The 1,999-nt window shown below is 42.8% G+C and carries 1 protein-coding gene; it reads right to left on the bottom strand.

Annotated features, from left to right (window positions below; translation table 11 throughout):
• Positions 1 to 855: 855 nt before the first annotated feature.
• On the bottom strand, positions 856 to 1,734 hold the full coding sequence (locus AB6E30_RS22430) for a tyrosine-type recombinase/integrase (protein ID WP_372105317.1): 879 nt from the start codon (positions 1,732 to 1,734) through the stop codon (positions 856 to 858).
• Positions 1,735 to 1,999: the final 265 nt, after the last annotated feature.

The following is a 1,999-nucleotide window of genomic DNA, read 5'->3' as shown; positions in this document are numbered from 1 at the left end:
ACGATTGTTCTGGTTAAACTCTAGGAACGTGGCCAATATCAGTTGACCACTACACGTACAGACAGAATAGTCTGGTTAGGTCGTCATAAGACTCTACCGTTACATCCTTACGGGACTGCAACGTGCTACAGTACAGGATGCCTGATACTTTATCATAGCAGGTGCCACCTTCCAGTTCCATCAAATCTAACTCTAACGAAGGGGCATTGCCTATATCATTAATTAGTTTAGTGAATTCAGTTTGTAAACTCTCACAATATTCGTCAGTCGCTCCAAATATAGGAGGTTTAGAGGGATGATTGGAGCATTTAAACTTAGTAAAATCGACAAGTTTCTTTGTGCCTAATTCCATGTTCAACGTGATAGGGAGCACCACTAACCCCTCTCTCCAGAGTCGAATTAGAATTAATCTAGAGTAAAGGATAACGGCTTGATAAACGGATTTACTGATTTGCTCCGGCATGACTCCTATGGATAGGAACAGCCTCTCTGTGTTCCTCATGAACTCGACTGCACCATCGTAGCCCTTGTATTCAGGCTTTCGAGAATGACTCTTTCTGGTGTTGAAGTTACTAGCACTAGCCAAATGATTTGCGAGACTCTGTAATGTTTCTGTGTCACATATATTTGCTGCTATCTCACATATCACGCAGCGGACATCAGCCCTCCCGGTGCTCAAATTTGAGCTGCGATTCAGGATGTCCATATTGGGAACATCAAATCTTTTGTCCGTTCCCACATTGGAAAAAAACACTGACACTTGTTCACTTAGTTCTCTCGCGATCTCATTGCAGCGTTTATCGGCGTTTTCTTTGCGCTGCGGATAATGAGCGGATGCTGTAGTGTTGAATATCATTATTTGTGGTTCTCCAATTTTGTTAGCATCCCATGGACTTTTTTCGCTTTTTCCATCAACGCATCATGTTTTATTAATAGCTGAGCTTGCTGATCGTCTAGATTCAGACGTGTGATATCACGAGATAGTTTATGCTCCCTGCTAAGCTTATCTGAGTTATCACGTTTGTAGTTTGCCGTGCTAGTTAAGTTTACATGGCCTATCAGCCTAGATACCTCTTCGGTGCTGTAACCAAATTTCAACTCGTCATCCTTAGTGACACGAGGACACTCATTATGGAGATAAAACACTAGTGCGTGGCGAGCAAAATGGGGTCCGTGCAGAAGGTGATCAGGAATTCCAATCTCGGCTAATCCTTTTTTGAATCGTGTCACAATGTTGGCATGACTACGTTTTTCGTCGGCACGTTGTGTCAGTATGAATGGTCTGCCCTTATTAGCGTTTTTTTCAAACGTGAATATAAAATCGTGACTATAGTCAGTGACCATTGATAGTAGGAGCTTTTCTAATGACTCCCAGAATATCTCTTCAGCTTTACCAAAAAGAAAGACTTCATCGTTGAGAGTCCTACGCCCCTTAAACGCTTTACATAGGGCTTGCTCTTCAGTCGTTAGACCACGCAGATTTATATCCTTCGTTAGATATATCCGTCGTTCAGTGAAGTCGACATGTTTGAGTTGGAGCATTAGCGCCTCACTGATGCGTAAACCTCCAGCAAACAGGAGCGCAAATAATGTGCGGTCTCGATCTGATAGGGATTCTTGATTGAGAAATAGCTCTATTTCATCCTGCGTGATATTTACCTTGTCCCTAACAGGAGAATCCTCTGTGCTAAGCCGTGTAAAGATCTGATTTGTCTGACCATGAATGTTATGCATACCTAGGATTCCTCCCAGTGCGGTGTTGTTTTGCCAAAATAGCTTTTGCGACTGTGAGATTTCAGTGGAGTTCCAAACCTGATCGAATAGAGGTTGGTATTCAGACTCTGACGGTGAGATACCCATAGCACGTATCAACTTAGTGTGTTCAGCTCTGCCAGTACGTTCAGAGATTTTCAGATAGTGCTCAACTGCATTTAAATGCACGTTTGTTACCGCTTAAAACAACGCAAACGCAGATACGGCATAGCGACATGGTTACAAC

This window comes from Vibrio sp. 10N.247.311.12 (genome assembly GCF_041467515.1).
GTDB lineage: Bacteria > Pseudomonadota > Gammaproteobacteria > Enterobacterales > Vibrionaceae > Vibrio > Vibrio crassostreae_C.
This window is presented reverse-complemented; position numbering and strand designations above follow the sequence as displayed.